General features: G+C 41.2%; 15 protein-coding genes. 12 read left to right on the top strand and 3 right to left on the bottom strand.

What is annotated here, in order from left to right:
- Nucleotides 1–225 precede the first annotated feature (225 nt).
- The 10 genes from HMPREF2893_RS00990 (at nt 226) to alaS (ending at nt 12,480) form a co-directional block, all read left to right on the top strand.
- Nucleotides 226–933 (top strand): glucosamine-6-phosphate deaminase, encoded by a 708-nt coding sequence (locus tag HMPREF2893_RS00990; RefSeq protein WP_021152882.1) that lies wholly within the window; start codon nt 226–228, stop codon nt 931–933.
- Nucleotides 934–1,121: 188 nt separating this feature from the next.
- Nucleotides 1,122–2,468 (top strand): DUF1958 domain-containing protein, encoded by a 1,347-nt coding sequence (locus tag HMPREF2893_RS00995; protein ID WP_070673833.1) that lies wholly within the window; start codon nt 1,122–1,124, stop codon nt 2,466–2,468.
- 70 nt (nt 2,469–2,538) lie between these two features.
- On the top strand, nt 2,539–3,711 hold the full coding sequence (locus HMPREF2893_RS01000; protein WP_070673834.1) for an MFS transporter: 1,173 nt from the start codon (nt 2,539–2,541) through the stop codon (nt 3,709–3,711).
- A 167-nt stretch (nt 3,712–3,878) separates the two neighbouring features.
- Nucleotides 3,879–4,460 carry an LptM family lipoprotein gene (locus tag HMPREF2893_RS01005; RefSeq protein ID WP_070673835.1) on the top strand — a complete coding sequence of 194 codons (582 nt, stop codon included), beginning with the start codon at nt 3,879–3,881 and terminating at the stop codon, nt 4,458–4,460.
- Nucleotides 4,461–4,534: 74 nt separating this feature from the next.
- On the top strand, nt 4,535–5,485 hold the full coding sequence (locus tag HMPREF2893_RS01010; protein WP_070673836.1) for a competence protein CoiA family protein: 951 nt from the start codon (nt 4,535–4,537) through the stop codon (nt 5,483–5,485).
- 72 nt (nt 5,486–5,557) lie between these two features.
- A complete protein-coding gene (pepF, locus tag HMPREF2893_RS01015) occupies nt 5,558–7,360 on the top strand; it encodes an oligoendopeptidase F (RefSeq protein ID WP_070673837.1) in 1,803 nt (600 codons plus the stop codon).
- A 1-nt stretch (nt 7,361) separates the two neighbouring features.
- Nucleotides 7,362–8,081 (top strand): O-methyltransferase, encoded by a 720-nt coding sequence (locus tag HMPREF2893_RS01020; RefSeq protein WP_049496750.1) that lies wholly within the window; start codon nt 7,362–7,364, stop codon nt 8,079–8,081.
- A 72-nt stretch (nt 8,082–8,153) separates the two neighbouring features.
- The gene (gene prsA, locus HMPREF2893_RS01025; RefSeq protein ID WP_070673838.1) at nt 8,154–9,098 is read left to right on the top strand and encodes a peptidylprolyl isomerase PrsA; all 945 of its coding nucleotides are present in this window, start codon (nt 8,154–8,156) and stop codon (nt 9,096–9,098) included.
- Nucleotides 9,099–9,351: 253 nt separating this feature from the next.
- Nucleotides 9,352–9,837, top strand: coding sequence for an LURP-one-related/scramblase family protein (locus HMPREF2893_RS01030; RefSeq protein ID WP_003012021.1), 486 nt, complete (start codon nt 9,352–9,354; stop codon nt 9,835–9,837).
- Between the two features lie 24 nt (nt 9,838–9,861).
- Nucleotides 9,862–12,480, top strand: a complete 2,619-nt coding sequence (gene alaS, locus HMPREF2893_RS01035; RefSeq protein ID WP_070673839.1) for an alanine--tRNA ligase — start codon at nt 9,862–9,864, stop codon at nt 12,478–12,480.
- A gap of 108 nt (nt 12,481–12,588) precedes the next feature.
- Here the strand turns inward: alaS and nrdF are convergent, their stop codons facing one another.
- The 3 genes from nrdF to nrdH all read right to left on the bottom strand — a co-directional run bounded on the left by nrdF (nt 12,589) and on the right by nrdH (nt 16,154).
- The gene (nrdF, locus tag HMPREF2893_RS01040) at nt 12,589–13,548 is read right to left on the bottom strand and encodes a class 1b ribonucleoside-diphosphate reductase subunit beta (protein ID WP_070673984.1); all 960 of its coding nucleotides are present in this window, start codon (nt 13,546–13,548) and stop codon (nt 12,589–12,591) included.
- A 113-nt stretch (nt 13,549–13,661) separates the two neighbouring features.
- Nucleotides 13,662–15,821 (bottom strand): class 1b ribonucleoside-diphosphate reductase subunit alpha, encoded by a 2,160-nt coding sequence (gene nrdE / locus HMPREF2893_RS01045; RefSeq protein WP_070673840.1) that lies wholly within the window; start codon nt 15,819–15,821, stop codon nt 13,662–13,664.
- Nucleotides 15,822–15,935: 114 nt separating this feature from the next.
- A complete protein-coding gene (gene nrdH / locus HMPREF2893_RS01050; protein ID WP_003006408.1) occupies nt 15,936–16,154 on the bottom strand; it encodes a glutaredoxin-like protein NrdH in 219 nt (72 codons plus the stop codon).
- Nucleotides 16,155–16,629: 475 nt separating this feature from the next.
- Here nrdH and HMPREF2893_RS01055 point away from each other — a divergent pair, with 475 nt between their 5' ends.
- On the top strand, nt 16,630–16,893 hold the full coding sequence (locus HMPREF2893_RS01055; RefSeq protein ID WP_003006411.1) for a phosphocarrier protein HPr: 264 nt from the start codon (nt 16,630–16,632) through the stop codon (nt 16,891–16,893).
- Nucleotides 16,894–16,897: 4 nt separating this feature from the next.
- Nucleotides 16,898–18,631: a phosphoenolpyruvate--protein phosphotransferase gene (gene ptsP / locus HMPREF2893_RS01060; RefSeq protein ID WP_003006414.1), complete on the top strand. Its 1,734-nt coding sequence runs from the start codon at nt 16,898–16,900 to the stop codon at nt 18,629–18,631.
- Nucleotides 18,632–18,794 lie beyond the last annotated feature (163 nt).

Below are 18,794 nucleotides of genomic sequence, written 5' to 3' on the forward strand. Positions count from 1 at the left end.
AGATCAGGACCTTGAGAATCTTTCTTTGATGAATCAAGAAAGATGAGAGAAAGACAAGGAGTCCGATCAAAAAAATGATGAATAATAGTGATACAATCATACCTTTCATTATATCACGAATCGACTTGAAAATGAAAAAAATGCCAGAAAAAGATAGCGGTTTCACTTGACAAAAATTGGTCTATACCATATAATAAAAGCATAGAGAAATAGGAGGTCTATCGAATGAAAATTATTGAAGTAAAGGACCAAATTGAGGGTGGAAAAGTTGCCTTTGATATATTGAAAGAAACATTAAAGGAAGGTGCTCAAACCTTAGGTCTTGCGACTGGAAGCAGTCCCCTTGAGTTTTATAAACAAATTCGTGAAAGTGATTTGGATCTTTCTAATCTAATCAGTGTTAACTTAGATGAATACGTAGGGTTGACGGGAGATGATCCTCAATCTTATCGGTATTTCATGGAAAAAAATCTCTTTGATGCCAAACCATTCAAAGAAAGCTATCTCCCATCTGGTGTAGAAGAATCTGCCGATCAAGAAGTGATCCGTTATAACAAAATACTCGAAGAGCATCCAGTGGACCTTCAGATCTTGGGAATCGGACGCAATGGACATATCGGTTTTAATGAGCCTGGAACATCCTTTGATAGTCAGACCCACTTAGTTCAGTTGGATGCCTCTACCATTGAAGCTAATTCTCGTTTCTTTGATAAGATCGAAGATGTACCAACCCAAGCCATTTCGATGGGGATTGCCAATATCTTAGCTGCGAAATCAATTGTCTTATTTGCTTATGGGGAATCAAAAGCCCAAGCGATCAAAGGTACGGTAGAGGGGGAAAGGACAGAAAAAGTGCCAGCTAGTGCCCTTCAAGGACATCCAAATGTGACCATTATTGCGGATAAGGAAGCTTTGAGCTTGTTAAGTCGATAAAAAACAGGACCTATCGCCGATTTATTCGGGCCAGATAGGTTTTTTTCTGCTTCAAAATATGGTACAATACAAGTAATTATCTGCTGGGATTAGCTCTTTTCATCTACTGGGAGACAAGAGGAAAGGGCATGAGGGCTAGAAGCTTATTTTAGCCTCCAGCTGATTAGTCTGTTATAAAGGAAAAGTTTATGATAAAAAAATATTTGATCCATATTTGCCTCCTTCTGAGTCTCTTATGCCAGCCAATTCTAGCGAGTGCGGATGAATTGGTGGATATGGCGCAAAAGATGTATCCAAATGACAATGTCCAAGCCATTAACCGTCCGCATTCTTCGCTTATTATTGACGGCAATACGGGAAATGTTCTTTGGAAAGACAATATCGATGAAGTCAGAGATCCTGCCAGCATGAGTAAGCTCATGACGCTCTATCTCTTGTTTGAAGATATGGCAAATGGCAAGATCAGTAAGGATACAGTGATCAAGGCGACCGCTTCAGACCAAGCGATCGGAAAGATCTATGAGATCTCCAACAATAATATTGTTGCTGGGGTAGACTACACAATTCCTGAGTTGATTACCATGACAGTGGTTCCATCCTCAAATGTATCGACCCTCATGTTGGCCAATCTTATGTCCAACAATGATCCAGATGCCTTTATCGAGCGCATGAATGCCAAAGCTAAGGAATTAGGGATGACCAACACGGTCTGGAATAACCCGAGTGGGGCGGCCATCTCCACCTTGCAAGGCTACTATCAGGTAAACAATTATCCAAATGATGCGGCTAACCAGACAACTGCGCGTGATTTAGGGATTTTGGTCTATCATTTTATCAATCAATACCCAGATATTTTAAACTATACCAATCAAGCCCAAGTCACGGTCAAAAAAGGAACTCCGTATGAGGAAACCTTTGATACCTACAATTATTCATTGCCAGGAGCCAAGTATGCCTTGAAAGGTGTGGATGGTTTAAAAACTGGTTCAAGTCCTCGTGGAGCTTTCAACTATATCGCGACCATCAAACGGGGCAATCAGCGCTTAATTGCTGTCATTATGGGCGTAGGAGATTGGGCAGACCAAGATGGGGAATATTACCGCCATCCGTTTGGCAATGCTTTGATCGAAAAAGCTTATAAAGATTTTGGCTATAAAAAATTGTTAGATGCGGGTGTCCAGAAGATTGACGGCAAGACCTATACACTCGAAAAACCCTTCTATGCAACGGTTAAAAAAGGTGCTAAAGAACCGACCCTTGCGGTAAAAGATGGCTATCTGACAGTAGATAATGATCTCTACACCTTGTCTGAAGGTATCCGAGATGATATGAAGGTGGAAGAAGGAGCCAAGCCAGAGCTTGTCAAAGAAACAGCAAGTGGGAAAAAGACAACGGCTAAGCACAGTAAATGGCTTTCGCTGGATCACTTCCTGATTTTGATTCCGATTCTCATTATTGTCATCATTCTCTCGATTGAAAAACAAAGTCGTGAGAGACGCAAAAAAGAGGCTCAAAAGCGCTATAATAAAGAATAAAATAAAACCTAACTGATTGTCAGTTGGGTTTTGTCATTGTCCCATTCCGATATTTTTAGAAAGGATTCATATGAAAAAATTCCGAAATTCTTATGCGGCTTATATGCTGCTCTATAGTTTTTATTTTATGTCCACCTCTCTCTTTACGACCCTCATTTCCGTCTATTTGATGGGAAAGCACTATAGTGCAACTCAAGTGTCGACCTTGGTATCGATTGCCTTTTTCTTATCCATGGTAGCCCAACCCTTCTTTGGTTATATCAATGAGCGATTTGGAATCGTAAAAATGACGACCCTCAGTCTAAGTGTGATCATTGGTGGTGTCTTCGGTTTTCTTTGGGCCCCCAATCTCTTTTGGCTGACTGTTTTTTACGGGATTGTTCTAGTCTGTTTGAATGGGACAGCTCCCATGATGGAAGTATTTGCAACGCAAAGTCCATACGCTTTTGGGAAGATTCGCGTTTGGGGAACCATTGGCTACTCGGTCGGTGTTCAAATAGCCGGCTGGGTCTATCATCAGTTTAGCCCCCAAGCTATCTATTATACGGTTTTGATCACCATTGTATTGAGTCTCTTCTGCCTAAGTGCGGTTCGAATGAAGAAAAAAGAGACAGTCGTAGAAAAGGAAAAACATCCTGTCTCTATTCGTCCTCTTCTTCATAATGGACCTTATCTCTTCTTTATCATTTTGATTGGCTTGGCTTCAGGGGTTGGAAATATTGGTCATACCTATATTCCTGAGTTGCTCATGGATAGTGGTCTACCAGTCCATATTGCCTCTACGGTTGTAGCTATCTCCGTCGTAGTGGAAGCCCCCTTGATCTTTTTCTCTGATCGATTCATGGACCACTGGCCTTTACGGGTTTTGATCGCTCTTCCAATCGGGATTATTTTTGCTCAATATGCTGTCTACGCTCTTCCAAGTCCTGTCTTCTTAAAAGTGCTTTTGACTCTTTTAGCCAAGCATACAACAGGGATGGTTTTGATTATGGTCTCCTTACGGTTTATTGCCCAACAGGTGAATGGCAAAGACTTGGTTCTTGCCATGGCTATTGTCCAAGGAGCTCGTTATTTAGGAACCATTCTTTTACAACCTCTCGCAGCCCTCTGTATTGAAAGAGGTGGTTACCAAGTCATGAGTTTCTTTTTAGCAGGGGTTGTAGGGATCGTCTTTTTGCTGAGCTTTGCCTTAAAAATGCCCCAAGGGAAGGCTCACGGCCTTTTTGGTGGCAAAGTAGACTAATGAAATTGTTACAATTGTATGACTAATCATCGAGGAGTTGGACAGAAACACTGATTTCACAGTGTTTTGTCCAACTTTTTTGCTAATATTAAGAACTAGTGATTAATTTGACAGTCAAAGTATTCGATGGTAGAATGAGGTAAAATAAATATAAAGGAGACCATTTTATGAAAAAAATGATCTTATCGACAGCTGCTCTTTTGACGATCTTTTCCCTAGCTGCTTGTTCAAACAAACAAGACACAAAGAAGGAAACTTCAAACAGTCAATCAACGACTAAAGTGACGAGCAAATCTGCCAACACTTCAAAAAGTAAGGATAATTCAACAGATTCAGAAGATACGTCATCTTCTAGCCTCTTAACAGATGCTGAAATCAACAAGGCTAAGACAGTTGGAGACTTCAAAAAGTTGTTTGCAAAATTAATGGATCAATCTGTTTCTATTACTGAAGAAGCAGGCACTTCTGTGACAGGTTCTGCAAAAGAACAATACGATGCAATGATTAGTACCTTAAAGCAAGGATTAGAAAACCAAAAAGATATCTTTAATGAAGGCTTGGAAAGCATCGGTTCAGATAGTACAGTCGTTCCTAAAGAAGACCGTGAAGCTTTGATCGAAATCTTGAAAGATGCTCGTGAAGAGTTGGAAAGTACTCGTAAAGAAATGAAAGATATGCAGAAAGAATTGAGTAAATCTCCTGTTGCTGATGATTCTAGTGATGATTCAGATTCAGATTCTGAAGAATAAAAAGAAGAAAAGGTTGGAATTTCCAGCCTTTTTCCTATTTTTTTTTCGAATGATATAGATGAGGAGGTGGGCCTATGTTTATTGCCATGGATAACAATCAAAAGCGGTGGAACTGTATGGAAGAGATCCCAGCTGTGACAGAAGGTCCCTTCTATTGCTTGGCTTGTCATAGTCCAGTGCGTCTAAAAAATGGCTCGGTTCTACGGGCTCATTTTGCTCATATAAAATTACAGCATTGTCCCTACCATCACGAAGCTGAGAGTTTTGAACATCTGGAATTAAAAGCTTGTCTTTATGATTGGGCCTCTAAGGAATCTAATACAGAGGTAGAAAGTTATTTAGCAGACTTTCAACAAATTGCCGATCTTTTGGTAGTAGACAAGAACTTAGCTTTGGAAGTGCAGTGCAGCTCCTTATCTTTAGAACGCTTGAAGGAGAGGAGCGATGCTTATCGATCCAACGGTTACCAGGTCTATTGGTTACTTGGTAAAAAGTTGTGGCTCAAGGAAAGACTAACAAAGCTGCAGGCTGGCTTTCTTTATTTTAGTCAGAATCGAGGGTTCCATCTTTGGGAATTGGATCTGACAAAGAAAGAGCTACGTCTGCAATACCTCATCCATGAGGATTTACGAGGGCGATTGCATTATCAAACAGAAATTTTCCCTTTTGGCCAAAGGTCTTTACTGGAAGTCTTACGGACCCCTTATCTTTCGCAACCCATGCAGCAAATGGCAGTCGAGCTCGATCGTACATTTTTAACGTATATACAGCAGCAACTCTTTTATCGTCATCCAAAGTGGCTGAAGCTTCAGGAAGAACTCTATATGCAGGGACACCATCTGATGGAACTGGGGCTGGATTTCTTTTATCCTCTTTGTCGTCCGATCCTTTCACAGAACTTGCTCCAAATTAAAGAGGATGTAGAAGGTTACTACCAGCAATTTATGACCTATTATCAGTCGCAAGGGATCCAACCCGTTCAGATCCTTTATCCCCCACGTTTTTATGCTCAACAGAAAAGCTAACTTTCTAAGATAGAAAACCTCCCGAAATGTTCATTTTTATGCTAAAATAGTACCATTGGAGGATTAATCGAAATGGTAAAACAACGTAATGAAATTGATGAAAAATACCAATGGGATTTGTCGACAATTTTTGCGACAGATCAAGCTTGGGAAGAAGAAGCAGCAAGCTTAGCTACAGATATTAAAGCAGCAAGCCACTATGCTGGCCATTTGTTGGATTCAGCGCAAACACTGTTGGATACAACCAATGCATATTTGGAATTGAGTCGTCGTTTAGAAAAGGTCTACGTCTATGCCCATATGAAAAATGACCAAGACACACGAGTGGCTAAATACCAAGAGTACCAATCAAAAGGGATGTCTCTTTATAGCTTGTTAGGTGAAACCTTTGCCTTCTATGAGCCTGAATTCATGGCCATTACGGATGAGCAATACAAGACCTTTGTGAGTGAAGTTCCAGCCTTGGAACAATATGGTCATTATTTTGATCGTTTGCTAGAGAAAAAAGAACATGTCTTGTCTCAAAAAGAAGAGGAATTACTTGCAGGAGCTGGTGAGATCTTTGCGGCTGGGGGTGAAACCTTTGAAATCTTGGACAATGCAGATATTGTTTTCCCAACTGTGCATGATGACAAGGGCGAAGAGGTTCAATTAACCCATGGAAACTATATTTCTTTGGTAGAATCAAAAGATCGTGCCGTTCGTAAAGAAGCTTACGAAGGCCTCTACAAGGTTTATGAACAGTACCAACATACCTATGCTAAAACCTTGCAAACCAATGTGAAAGTTCACAACTTTAATGCCAAAGTTCGCAAATTCTCATCTGCCCGTGAAGCGGCCCTTTCTGAAAACTTTGTACCAGAAAGTGTTTATGATAGCTTGGTGGCAGCGGTCAACAAACACTTGCCACTCTTGCAACGCTATGTGCAATTGCGTTCAAAAATTCTAGGAATCTCAGACTTGAAGATGTACGATATGTATACGCCATTATCCGATACAGACTACAAGTTTACCTATGAAGAATCGTTGGCCAAAGCAGAAGAAGTCTTGGCTGTTTTGGGTGAGGACTACCTTTCTCGTGTGAAACGTGCCTTTAGCGAACGGTGGATTGATGTGCATGTCAACCAAGGAAAACGCTCAGGTGCCTATTCAGGTGGTTCTTATGATACCAATGCCTTCATGTTGTTGAACTGGCAAGATACATTGGATAATCTCTTCACCTTGGTGCATGAAACTGGTCACAGTATGCATTCTAGCTATACCCGTGAAACCCAGCCTTATGTCTATGGGGACTATTCCATCTTCCTTGCCGAAATCGCCTCTACAACCAATGAAAATATCCTGACCGAACGTCTGTTAGAAGAAGTAGAAGACGATGCAACTCGTTTTGCTATTTTGAATCACTTCTTGGATGGCTTCCGTGGAACCGTCTTCCGTCAAACGCAGTTTGCTGAATTTGAGCATGCCATCCATAAAGCAGACCAAGAAGGTACCGTTTTGACTAGTGAGTTCTTGAACAACCTTTATGCAGAGCTCAATGAAAAATACTATGGTCTTTCAAAAGAAGACAACCCTGAGATCCAATATGAATGGGCTCGGATTCCTCACTTCTACTATAACTACTATGTCTTCCAATATTCAACAGGTTTTGCAGCAGCTTCAGCCTTAGCTGAAAAGATTGTTCATGGAACACAAGAAGATCGTGATAAATATATCGACTACTTGAAAGCTGGAAATTCTGATTATCCACTCAATGTCATCCGCAAAGCAGGTGTGGATATGGAAAAAGAAGACTACTTGGACGCAGCCTTTGCGGTCTTTGAACGTCGGTTGAATGAATTTGAAGCCCTAGTAGAAAAATTAGGACTCGCATAAGATGGTAGAGTCTTATAGTAAAAATGCCAACCACAATATGCGCCGGCCAGTGGTTAAAGACGAGATCGTTGACTTTATGCGCACGCGTCAAAAACCGGTAGCAGGTGCCTTGGAGGAGTTAGAAGCATTCGCCCGCAAGGAAAATATTCCGATTATTCCGCATGAAACGGTAGCTTACTTTAGACTACTCCTGCAAGCCCTACAACCAAAGAAAATCCTGGAAATTGGGACAGCAATTGGATTTTCAGCGCTCTTAATGGCTGAAAATGCTCCCGATGCACAAATTACCACTATTGATCGGAATGAAGAGATGATTGGCTTTGCCAAGGAAAATCTGGCTAAATACGATCAGAGAAAACAAATCACCTTGCTTGAAGGAGATGCAGTAGATGTCTTGCAGGATTTAACAGAGACCTATGACTTTGTCTTTATGGACTCTGCTAAGTCTAAGTACATCGTCTTTTTGCCACGAATTCTCGAACTCTTAGAGGTTGGGGGAGTCGTGGTATTGGATGATATTTTCCAAGGAGGAGATGTTGCCAAGGACATCATGGAAGTGCGTCGTGGGCAACGAACCATTTACCGGGGGCTTCAGAACCTCTTTCATGCGACTCTCAATCATCCAGATTTGACCGCTAGTTTGGTGCCACTTGGAGATGGTATTTTGATGATTCGGAAAAATACAGAGACGGTAACCTTGCCAGATCCTAGCTCTTTTTAGGTAAATTTAAGGTATTCTCTCTAATTTGTGGTAAAATAGAAGAAGTTTAAAAAGGAACGGAGAATAATTTTCATGAAGAAAAAACTTGTAGCAGGTGCTGTGACCTTGCTATCAGTCGTAACACTAGCAGCGTGTGCCAATGGCACAAACAAAGATATCGTGACCATGAAAGGGGACACGATTACAGTTTCTGATTTCTATAATGAAATCAAAAACAACCAAGGTGCTCAACAAGTTCTTTTCCAAATGACCATCAATAAAGTCTTTGAAAAAGAATATGGATCAAAAGTTTCTGATAAAGAAGTCGATAAAGAATTGGCTAAACAAAAGAAACAATTAGGCAAGCAATTCGATGCTTACTTGGCGCAACAAGGCTTGACGGAAGAAACAGCAAAGAAACAAATCCGTAGCAATATGTTGTTGGAATATGCAGTCAACCAAGCTGCTAAGAAAGATATCAAAGAGTCTGACTACAAGGCGGCTTTTGAATCTTACACACCAGAAGTAACAGCACAAATTATCAAGTTAGATTCAGAAGATAAAGCAAAAGAAGTGTTGGAAGCAGCTAAAGCGGAAGGTGCAGACTTTGCCCAAATCGCCAAAGACAATTCAACAGATACTGCTACAAAAGACAAAGGTGGCGAAGTCAAGTTTGATTCAGGAACAGCAGATATTCCATCTCAAGTCAAAGAAGCTGCCTTTAAGTTGGATGAGAACGGCATTTCAGATGTGATCACAGTTTCAGCAGGTCAAAACTATTCTGCTAGCTACTATATTGTCAAATTGAATAAGAAGACAGAAAAAGGCTCTGACTGGAAGAAATACGAAAAACGTTTGAAAGAGATCATTGTTGATGGTCGTAAGCAAGATACCAACTACATCCGTAGCATTATTGCAAAAGCGATGACCAATGCCAATATCAAGGTCAAAGATGATGCCTTCAAATCAACATTTAACCAATATTTGCAAAATATCGGTGTTCAAACGAGCGATAGCAAATCATCATCTAAAAAATAGTTGACGGTTCCTTTTGGAACTTGTATAATGAAATAGTTGAGAATAAATCATTGTTACTCGGAATCAGAGAAGTGGCGGGGGTGTGAGCCATGGAAGAGAAATGATTTTGCTACTCGGCTGAGACAATTGCATATAAAATGAAGAATGACAAGTTCATTGAATGAAGGTGGTACCGCGGTTTTTCGCCCTTCGTTTAGTGGCTTGTCTTTTGTTTATGGGCAGTTGTCTGGAGCTTTTTAAAGGAGATCAAAAGATGCGAACCTATCAAGTGAAACAAAAATTTCGATTGGGTGGCGAGCGGTTCGATATCAAAGATGAGTTGGGAAATGTTGAGTACCAGGTTGAGGGATCTTTTCTTAAGATTCCCAAGACTTTTACCATCTACGATAAGAATGGACAAGAAGTGAGCCATATCACCAAAAAAACAATCAGCTTTCTTCCCAAGTTTGTGGTTGAGTTGAAGGATGGGGATCGCTTTTTTATCCATAAAAAGCTGACGCTCTTCAGGGATAAATACGATATCGAAGATTTGGGACTGCGGGTACAGGGAAATATCTGGGACCTAGAATTCAAATTGTTTGATGATCGGGATCAAATCGTCGCTGAGATTAGCAAGGAACTCTTTCATCTAACCTCTACCTACCAAGTATCGGTGTATGAGGATGAATACGCTGATTTAGTCATCTCACTTTGTGTCGCCATCGATTATGTCGAAATGTTAGAAGCTGGCGCAAATTAATCTTAAAAAAATTAGGAGACAAATATGAAACAATTATCTAGTGCACAAGTTCGTCAAATGTGGCTTGATTTCTGGGCAAGCAAAGGCCACTCTGTAGAACCATCTGTTAGCTTGGTTCCTGTAAACGACCCTACACTTTTGTGGATTAACTCAGGGGTTGCCACTCTTAAGAAATACTTCGATGGAACCATCAAACCTGAAAATCCACGGATTACAAATGCTCAAAAAGCCATCCGTACCAATGATATCGAAAACGTAGGGAAGACTGCTCGTCACCATACCATGTTTGAAATGTTGGGGAACTTCTCTATCGGAGATTACTTCCGTGATGAAGCCATTACGTGGGCTTATGAACTTTTGACAAGTCCGGAATGGTTTGATTTCCCTAAAGACAAACTTTACATGACCTATTACCCTGATGACAAGGATTCATACAACCGTTGGATCGCTGTTGGGGTAGATCCAACTCACTTGATCCCAATCGAAGACAACTTCTGGGAAATCGGTGCGGGACCTTCTGGACCAGATACAGAAATCTTCTTTGACCGTGGAGAAGCCTTTGACCCTGAAAATATCGGTCTTCGTCTGCTTGCAGAAGATATCGAAAACGACCGTTACATCGAAATTTGGAACATTGTCTTGTCACAATTTAACGCTGACCCTGCTGTTCCTCGTAGCGAATACAAGGAATTGCCACACAAGAACATTGATACGGGCGCAGGTTTGGAACGTTTGGTAGCCGTTATTCAAGGGGCGAAGACTAACTTTGAAACAGACCTCTTCATGCCAATCATTCGTGAAGTGGAAAAGATGTCTGGTAAAACCTATGATCCAGATGGAGACAATATGAGCTTCAAGGTGATTGCTGACCACATCCGTTCGATTTCATTTGCGATTGGAGATGGGGCTCTTCCAGGTAATGAAGGACGCGGTTACGTTCTTCGTCGTCTCCTCCGTCGTGCTTCCATGCATGGTCAAAAATTGGGGATTGAAGGAACCTTCTTGTATAAATTGGTTCCAACCGTTGGGAAGATCATGGAAAGTTACTACCCAGAAGTACTTGAAAAACAAGACTTTATCGAAAAAATTATCAAGAGTGAAGAAGAATCATTTGCTCGTACCTTAAACTCTGGTCAACACTTTGCCCAAACCATCGTTGAAGATTTGAAAGCCAAAGGTCAAACAGTGATTGCCGGTCAAGATGTCTTTAAACTTTATGATACCTACGGATTCCCAGTAGAATTGACAGAAGAAATCGCTGAAGAAGCTGGAATGACAGTCGATCGTGAAGGTTTTGAAGCAGCTATGAAGGAACAACAAGAACGTGCGCGTGCATCTGCTGTCAAAGGTGGATCTATGGGGATGCAAAATGAAACCCTTCAAAACATCACAGTTGAAAGTAGCTTCAACTACAATGCTAGCCAATTGCCTTCTAAGTTGGTAGCAATCGTAGCGGATAATGCAGAAGTAGAAGCTGTATCTGAAGGGACTGCATCACTGATCTTTGCAGAAACTCCATTCTACGCTGAAATGGGTGGACAAGTTGCGGACCATGGTCAAATCTTGGATGCTGCAGGAAACGTCGTAGCGACAGTGACAGACGTTCAAAAAGCACCAAATGGACAACCGCTTCATACGGTTGAAGTTCTTGCTCCACTTGCCTTGAACCAAGAATACACTTTGGCTATTGATACCAATCGTCGTCATCGTGTTATGAAGAACCACACAGCCACTCACTTGCTCCATGCGGCTCTTCACAATATCCTTGGTAACCACGCAACCCAAGCGGGATCTCTCAATGAAGTAGAATTCCTTCGCTTTGACTTCACTCACTTCCAAGCTGTGACTCCAGAAGAATTGCGTGCTATTGAACAACAAGTCAATGAAAAGATCTGGGAAGCAATCGCAGTCGAAACGATTGAAACAGATATTGATACTGCTAAAGAAATGGGAGCTATGGCCCTCTTTGGTGAAAAATACGGTAAAGAAGTTCGTGTTGTCACTATCGGGGATTACTCTGTTGAGCTCTGTGGTGGTACCCACGTAGGCAATACTTCTGAAATTGGTCTCTTCAAGATTGTCAAAGAAGAAGGGATCGGATCAGGAACTCGTCGTATCTTGGCAGTAACTGGTAAGGAAGCCTTTGAAGCTTATCGTGAACAAGAAGATGCTCTGAAAGCAGTCGCAGCAACCTTGAAAGCACCTCAACTCAAAGAAGTTCCTCACAAGGTGGAAGGTCTTCAAGAACAACTCCGTCAATTGCAAAAAGAAAATGCAGAATTGAAGGAAAAAGCGGCAGCAGCGGCAGCAGGGGATGTCTTCAAGAATGTTCAAGAAGCAAACGGTCACCGTTACATTGCCAGCCAAGTTTCTGTATCAGATGCAGGTGCCCTTCGTACCTTTGCAGATAACTGGAAACAAAAAGACTACTCTGATGTGCTTGTTCTTGTCGCAGCCATTGGTGACAAGGTCAACGTCCTTGTTGCTAGCAAGACAAAAGATGTGCATGCAGGTAATGTGATCAAAGAATTGGCTCCAATCGTCGATGGACGTGGTGGTGGTAAACCAGACATGGCCATGGCAGGAGGAAGCAACCAAGCGAAAATCCAAGAATTGTTGGATGCCGTAGCAGGTAAATTGTAATAATCGGAGAGGTTGGATGTTTGTCCAACCTCTTTTTTCAAAAAAAAGCAGATCCAATTAGAAAAAGATTGCAACAAAAAAACCTTTCCGTCTGGAAAGGTTTTTGTCTTATAGTCCGTAGTTATAATCGTCATCCTGCATGGCTTCTACTTCACCGAGAAGGTAACCATTTCCGACTTGAGAGAAGAAGTCGTGGTTAGAAGTACCGGTTGAGATTCCGTTCATGACGATTGGGTTAACGTCATCTGCTGAGTCTGGGAAAAGCGGATCTTGTCCCAAGTTCATGAGGGCTTTATTGGCGTTGTAGCGAAGGAAGGTCTTGACTTCCTCTGTCCAGCCCACACCGTCATAGAGGCTCTCTGTGTAGCCTTCTTCATTCTCATAGAGGGTGTAGAGAAGATCATACATCCACTCTTTGAGTTTTTCTTGGTCTTCTTCTGGTAATTCGTTAAATCCAAGTTGGAACTTGTAGCCGATATAGGTTCCGTGAACAGATTCGTCCCGAATGATCAACTTGATGATCTCAGCTACGTTGGCCAATTTGTTGTTTCCAAGATAGTAGAGAGGTGTGAAGAAACCAGAGTAGAAGAGGAAGGTTTCAAGGAAAACGCTGGCGACTTTCTTTTCAAGAGGGGTCCCATTGAGATAGATTTCGTTGATGATTTCTGCCTTCCTTTGAAGGAAAGGATTGGTGTTGGTCCATTCGAAAATCTCTTCGATTTCTGACTTGGTATTCAAAGTAGAAAAGATAGAAGAGTAAGACTTAGCATGGACAGATTCCATAAATTGGATGTTGTTAAAGACAGCTTCTTCATGGGGAGTACGAATATCCGCACGAAGAGCCTGAACACCTGTTTCAGATTGCATGGTATCTAGAAGGGTCAATCCCCCAAAGACTTTACCAACTAGGTCTTTTTCTTTATTAGACAACTTTCTCCAGTCATCCAAGTCGTTTGACAAAGGGATACGTGTATCCAACCAGAATTGCTCTGTCAGTTTTTCCCAGGTCGATTTATCGATGACATCTTCGATCGCATTCCAGTTAATGGCTTTGTAGTATGTTTCCATTTGCATCACTTTCTTTTTCTATTCATTCAATCGTTACTATTCTACCATAAATTGATAGAATACCGCACAAAAAGTCGGCGAACCGACTTTTGATAGCTATCTAGGATAGCGGATTAGATGACACAGCTTTCACATTGGTTGGCGCCAACTTCTCCACCATCATCTGTAAAGGTACGGACGTAGTAGATAGACTTGATACCCTTGTTAAAGGCGTAGTTCCGAAGGATAGACAAGTCACGAGTGGTTTGTTTGTTTTCAGTTTTCCATTCGTAAAGACCCTTTGGAATATCGCTACGCATAAAGAGAGTCAGTGAAAGACCTTGGTCTACGTGTTCAGTTGCGGCAGCATAGACATCGATGACTTTTCGCATATCCATGTCGTAGGCAGAAGTGTAGTAAGGAATCGTTTCCGTTGACAATCCTGCTGCAGGGTAGTAGATCTTACCGATTTTTTTCTCTTGGCGTTCTTCAATCCGTTGTGTAATTGGGTGGATAGAAGCAGATACGTCATTGATGTAGCTGATAGATCCATTTGGTGCGACAGCCAAGCGGTTTTGGTGGTAAAGACCATCTGCTTGAACTTTAGCACGCAGTTCTGCCCAATCCTCAGCACTTGGGATAAAGATATCTTTAAAGAGTTCTTTGACGCGATCAGATTTTGGTACAAATTCTCCAGTCGTGTACTTATCAAAGTATCTACCGTTGGCATAATCAGATTTTTCGAAGTTGTGGAATGTAACACCACGTTCACGCGCGATGTTGTTTGATTCTACGAGAGTCCAGTAGTTCATGAGCATGAAGTAGATACTTGTGAACTCAACAGACTCAGGGGATCCGTATTCAATCAATTGTTGCGCAAGGTAGCTGTGAAGTCCCATAGCTCCAAGTCCGAACGAATGCGCCAGTTTATTTCCGTGGTCGATAGTTGGAACGGCCACGATATGAGAACTATCGGTAACGAAGGTCAAAGCACGGACCATGGCACGAATCGAACGTCCAAAATCAGGTGAAGTCATCATGTTAACCACGTTGGTTGAACCAAGGTTACATGAGACGTCAGTTCCCATTTGGACAAATTCTTGGGCATCGTTGATCAAGCTTGGTTCTTGAACCTGGAGGATTTCTGAACACAAGTTACTCATGATGATTTTCCCATCAACAGGGTTTGCCCGGTTAGCAGTATCGATGTTGACTACATATGGATAGCCAGATTCTTGTTGCAATTTAGAAATTTCAGTTTCCAAATCACGTGCTTTAATTTTTGTCTTGCGGATGTTTGGATTAGCAACCAACTCATCGTATTTTTCAGTGATGTCGATGTAATTGAATGGTACTCCGTATTCACGTTCCACAGAGTATGGGCTGAAGAGGTACATTTCTTCATTTTTACGAGCCAACTCATAGAACTTGTCTGGTACGACGACGCCAAGTGAGAGAGTCTTAACCCGAACTTTTTCATCAGCATTTTCTTTCTTAGTAGAAAGGAAGGCGATGATGTCTGGGTGAAAGACATTGAGGTAAACCACCCCAGCCCCTTGGCGTTGTCCCAATTGGTTAGAGTAAGAGAAGCTATCTTCAAAGAGTTTCATAACAGGTACGACCCCAGAAGCGGCTCCTTCATACCCCTTGATCGGTGCTCCAGCTTCACGAAGGTTGCTGAGGGAAATCCCAACCCCACCACCGATACGTGAAAGTTGAAGGGCAGAGTTGATGGAACGTCCGATCGCGTTCATATCATCGGTTACCTGGATCAAGAAACATGAAACCAATTCTCCACGGCGGGCACGTCCAGCGTTTAAGAAAGAAGGAGTCGCTGGTTGGTAGCGTTGGTGGATAATTTCGTTTGCGATGTCTCGCGCGATAGCTTCATTTCCATCTGCAAAATAGAGAGCATTGAAGAAGACACGGTCTTCCATGCTTTCAAGATAGTATTCTCCATCATTTGTTTTCAAAGCGTATTGGTTATAGAATTTGTAGGCCGCCATGAAGGACTTGAATTGGAAGTTTTGGTCTTTGATAAATTGGGCCAATTCCTCTAAAAATTCAGGACGGTATTTCTCGATAAAAGCTCTCTCAATGTAATTGTGCTCGAGAAGGTACTGAATCTTGTCTGTAATCGAGTCAAAGGCTTTAGTATTTGGTACAACATTTTCTTTAAAGAATGCATCCAAAGCTTCTTTATCCTTATGAAGCATGATTTGGCCGTTTACTGGACGGTTGATTTCATTGTTAAGACGAAAATACGTCACATCTTCAAGAGATTTTAATCCCATAATAATCCTTTTCTAGTTCAAAAAAATGAAGAGGAGAAGTCCTCTCTTCCCAAGTAAAAAGTCTAGTGTTAGGTTGCTAACGCTAGACCCTATTTAAGCAAAATACTGTGTTTATTATGAAAGTTTCTTCAACTTAGCTGGTTGAAAACCAGAAAATACTTCATCCGGTGTTTGAATAACTGGAGCAGCATTGAAGCCAAGGTTCTTAACATGCTCTACAAATTCTGGCTGTTCGTCTAAGTTAATTTCGCGGTATTCCACATGATTGCTATCGAGGAATCGCTTGGTCATTTTGCATTGAACACAATTATTTTTTGAATAAATGGTTACCATTTCTTTTCCGTTCTCCTATCGAAATATAAATCTGTAAACAGTATAAACAAAATCCAGCAACTTGTCAACAAAATAAAACTAAATATTGTGCAAAGAGATGAAATGGAGTTTTCAAAGCACAATATATTGTGGTGAGTGAAAAGTGTGAAAATCGAAGAAATGGGATAGGAATAGGCTTTAAAGCATCTTTAATTAGTTATAATTTTTTGGTGAATCAATATCCTGTGGTTAAACAGCTTCTTTTCATTGAAAGCGGAGGAAAATGTTACTTATAATATAGTAGAAAATTGAAAAGATATTTTCTCTGTTCTTCAGTTGCTTCTTAAAATGTATCTAAATTGGGATTTTTCGCAGTCTTTTTCTGTAAGTCAGTGATAAAAATCTTGAAAAAAATTTCAAAAGATGATATAATACCAAATTGTAAGGGTTATCAAAAGGTAACTCAAAAACTATTTTTAAAAAGGAGAGTCAAACTATGGCTTCTAAAGATTTCCACATCGTGGCAGAAACAGGTATCCACGCACGTCCAGCAACTTTGTTGGTTCAAACTGCTAGCAAATTTGCTTCAGATATTACTCTTGAATACAAAGGTAAATCAGTTAACTTGAAATCAATCATGGGTGTTATGAGCCTTGGTGTTGGTCAAGGAGCAGACGTTGTAATCTCTGCAGAAGGTGCTGACGCTGATGATGCGATCGCAGCTATTTCAGAAACAATGACTAAAGAAGGATTGGCTTAAAAATATGACAAAAATGCTAAAAGGAATTGCAGCATCTGACGGTGTTGCCGTTGCTAAGGCATATTTGCTCATTCAACCAGACTTATCATTTGAGACTGTTTCAGTCGAAGATACAAGTGCAGAAGAAGCTCGTTTGGATGCAGCTCTTGAAGCTTCACAAAACGAGCTTTCTCTTATTCGGGAGAATGCAGTAGCAAGCCTTGGTGAAGAAGCAGCGCAAGTTTTTGATGCGCATATGATGGTTCTTGCTGACCCTGAAATGATTGGTCAGATCAAAGAAACGATTCGTACGAAAAAAATCAATGCAGAAGCTGGCTTGAAAGAAGTCACTGACATGTTCATTGCGATCTTTGAAGGAATGGAAGACAATCCTTACATGCAAGAACGTGCAGCAGATATTCGTGACGTTACCAAACGTGTCCTTGCCAACTTGCTTGGGAAGAAATTGCCAAACCCTGCTTCTATCAATGAAGAAGCAATCGTGGTTGCGCATGACTTGACTCCATCTGATACAGCACAGTTGAACAAAAAGTATGTAAAAGCTTTTGTCACGAATATCGGTGGACGTACCAGTCACTCAGCTATCATGGCTCGTACACTTGAAATCGCAGCTGTTCTTGGTACAAATAACATTACAGAACTTGTCAAAGATGGCGATGTTTTGGCTGTTTCAGGGATCACTGGTGAAGTGGTGATCAACCCTACTGAAGAACAAATCGCAGAGTTCAAAGCAGCTGGTGAAGCTTATGCTAAACAAAAAGCTGAATGGGCTCTCCTTAAAGATGCGAAAACAGTGACTGCTGATGGAAAACACTTCGAGTTGGCTGCTAACATCGGTACACCTAAAGATGTTGAAGGTGTGAACGATAACGGTGCAGAAGCTGTTGGTCTCTATCGTACAGAATTCTTGTACATGGATTCTCAAGACTTCCCAACGGAAGATGACCAATACGAAGCTTACAAAGCTGTTCTTGAAGGTATGAATGGTAAACCTGTGGTTGTTCGTACAATGGATATCGGTGGGGATAAAGAACTCCCTTACTTTGATCTTCCTAAAGAAATGAACCCATTCTTAGGTTTCCGTGCTTTGCGTATCTCTATCTCTGAGACAGGTAACCAAATGTTCCGTACACAATTGCGTGCCTTGCTTCGTGCATCTGTTCACGGTAAATTGCGGATCATGTTCCCAATGGTTGCTTTGTTGACAGAGTTCCGTACGGCTAAAGGTATTCTTGAAGAAGAAAAAGCTAAATTGCTTGCTGAAGGTGTTGCTGTGGCAGATGATATCCAAGTAGGGATCATGATTGAAATCCCAGCTGCTGCAATGCTTGCGGACCAATTTGCTAAAGAAGTTGATTTCTTCTCAATCGGTACAAATGACTTGATCCAATACACAATGGCTGCTGACCGTATGAACGAACAAGTTTCATACCTTTACCAACCATATAACCCATCAATCCTTCGTTTGATCAACAACGTGATCAAAGCAGCTCACGCTGAAGGCAAATGGGCAGGTATGTGTGGTGAAATGGCCGGTGACCAAACTGCTGTTCCACTTCTTGTCGGAATGGGCTTGGATGAGTTCTCTATGTCAGCGACATCTGTCCTTCGTACACGTAGCTTGATGAAGAAACTCGACACAGCTAAAATGCAAGAATACGCTAACCGTGCTCTGACTGAATGTTCAACCATGGAAGAAGTGCTTGAACTTTCTAAAGAATACGTGAACGTAGACTAAGAATGAATCAAATACTAAGACACATCTGTCTTAGTATTTTTTTTGATTTTTTTACTTTTTTTATAAAAATGTCCATTTCATTCGTAATAAACTAGTTAGTAATAAAAACATTGACTAAAATGTTCGGTTTTTTGTTTAAATTTCCTCGTATATATAGTATAAT

The sequence above is a fragment of the Streptococcus sp. HMSC072C09 genome (assembly GCF_001813105.1).
Taxonomy (GTDB): Bacteria; Bacillota; Bacilli; order Lactobacillales; family Streptococcaceae; genus Streptococcus.